The organism is Streptomyces sp. UH6 (assembly GCF_013421635.1).
In the GTDB taxonomy this organism is placed as follows: Bacteria; Actinomycetota; Actinomycetes; order Streptomycetales; family Streptomycetaceae; genus Streptomyces; species Streptomyces abyssomicinicus.
In genome coordinates this window covers 1-1,774 of record NZ_JACADT010001105.1, presented here as the reverse complement: position 1 = coordinate 1,774, position 1,774 = coordinate 1, and the positions used below count along the sequence as shown (strand labels likewise).

General features: G+C 69.4%; 4 protein-coding genes. All 4 read left to right on the top strand.

Annotated elements, in window-relative coordinates:
* Nucleotides 1-334 (top strand): HRDC domain-containing protein (locus tag HW445_RS29690; protein ID WP_180223909.1); only part of this gene is annotated, 334 nt, incomplete at its 5' end.
* 185 nt (nt 335-519) lie between these two features.
* Nucleotides 520-909: a hypothetical protein gene (locus HW445_RS29685; RefSeq protein WP_374939719.1), complete on the top strand. Its 390-nt coding sequence runs from the start codon at nt 520-522 to the stop codon at nt 907-909.
* Between the two features lie 166 nt (nt 910-1,075).
* Entirely contained in the window at nt 1,076-1,444 is a 369-nt protein-coding gene (locus tag HW445_RS29680) for a WhiB family transcriptional regulator (protein ID WP_151771371.1), read from the top strand.
* Complete coding sequence (locus tag HW445_RS29675) at nt 1,441-1,770, top strand: hypothetical protein (protein WP_180223908.1); 330 nt, start codon at nt 1,441-1,443, stop codon at nt 1,768-1,770. Before HW445_RS29680 ends, HW445_RS29675 begins: the two co-directional genes overlap by 4 nt.
* The last annotated feature ends 4 nt before the right edge of the window (nt 1,771-1,774 follow it).

Genomic DNA, 1,774 nt, shown 5'->3' with positions numbered 1-1,774 from the left:
GGCCCGTCGCACCGTCGCCCGCTGCAAGGTCTGCGGCCGCACCCTCACCGACGCCGGTGAGATGAAGCTGATGCGCTGCGAGGACTGCCCGTCCGAGATGGACGAGGGCGTCTACGAACGGCTGCGGTCGTGGCGCGAGGTCCAGGCGCGGCGCAGCGGGCAGCCGGCCTTCTGCGTCTTCACCGACAAGACGCTGATCGCCATCGCGGAGACCGTGCCCGAGGATCCGGTGGAGCTGGCCCGGATCCCCGGTGTCGGCATGCGCAAGCTGGATCGTTACGGCGCCGACGTGCTGGCCATCTGCGCCGGTCAGGACCGCGCGGAGGAGGACTGAACGGGTCCGCGACACACCGTTGCGAAGTCGTCGCAAAAATAGTTTGCGCGCTCCCCGTAGTGCCCCATAGGTTCTAGAGCACGGAACACGGAGCCTGTCGAAAAGGCTTCCGCTCCGTGCTGTACTGACGTCTGTATCCGCCGGACCGTTCACGGTCCCGAAGACGCCGAGAGGAGGCGATCGAAGTGTTCAGCAAGACCAACACCACCGGCATCAGCACCACGCGTGCCCTGGGCACCGCCGTTCTGGAGAACGATCACCACGTCGCCTCGCTGTGCACTCTCGCCTTCGACCGTGGCACCGGTGTGTCCGCCTCCGAGCTTTCCGGCTCGAAGATTTCGGCCTCCGAGCTGTTCGGTGCCCTGGTGTCCGGCAACCGGTCCGAGTCGTCCTTCGCGGGCATTCCCGTCCGCGTCCGCGACGAGCGACCGACCAAGGCACTGGAAGCAGGAGTGGCCCAGGCGTACGCCTTCGGCTACGCGGCAGCCGGTGCCGGAGCCCTCAAGCAGACGACGAACCACCCCCAGATGATGTGGGCCCTCCGCGGGCCGGAACCCTGGAGCGATCCAGCCTGACGTACTCAGGCCGGTGCCTTCAGGGCCGCGGAACCCCATCCGGGATCCGCGGCCCTTCTGTTTTCCCCGGACACGGGAGACGGACCGAAGGACCTCGGGACAAGAGAACAACCGGTACCCACCACCGGCCGACCGGCCGGACGACACCAGACGAGGAAGACACCCCGTGCAACTCGAAGCGCACGCCCCGTCCGTACCGACTTCCGACACCATCCCCCCGCCCGGCCTCACGGAGGACCTTTCCTTGACTCCGCTCATCACCCTGACCGCTCTCGACGACGCCATCGAGGGCCTCGGCACCCCGGTCCCGTGCCGCTCCAACGACCCGGAGGTCTTCTTCGCGGAGTCCCCGGCCGACGTGGAGTACGCCAAGTCGCTGTGCCGTACCTGCCCGCTGGTGGACGCCTGCCTCGCCGGCGCCAAGGAGCGCCGGGAGCCCTGGGGCGTCTGGGGCGGCGAGCTGTTCGTCCAGGGCGTCGTGGTCGCCCGCAAGCGGCCGCGTGGCCGCCCGCGCAAGAACCCGGTCGCGGCATGACCGGCCACCGCACCATCGACGCTCCCCACACGCACGATCCCCGGAAACAGGCCCCGATGAAGCCGTCCACCCACGAGCCCGCAGGTTCCCTGCCCGCCACCCGAGACTTCCCCCTCACCGGTGCGCCCGAGGTGCGCCAGAACAGGACCCGAGAAATGCAACTCATCCCAGAAGCCATGGCCCGTGCGCATATGCACGAGCGGATGCGTGAGGCCGAGCTCGCCCGGCCCGCGCTCCGCATGGTCGCCGCCCGGCGGATGCAGCGGAGGGCCGAGCGCGCGTCGATGCGTGCCCGGCGCGCCCTCGCCCTCGCCGTGATGCAGTAAGGCC

Bases quoted from the DNA above. Each gene is read 5' to 3' on its own strand.
- HW445_RS29675 (WP_180223908.1), top strand. From the start codon at position 1,441: ATGACCGGCCACCGCACCATCGACGCTCCCCACACGCACGATCCCCGG.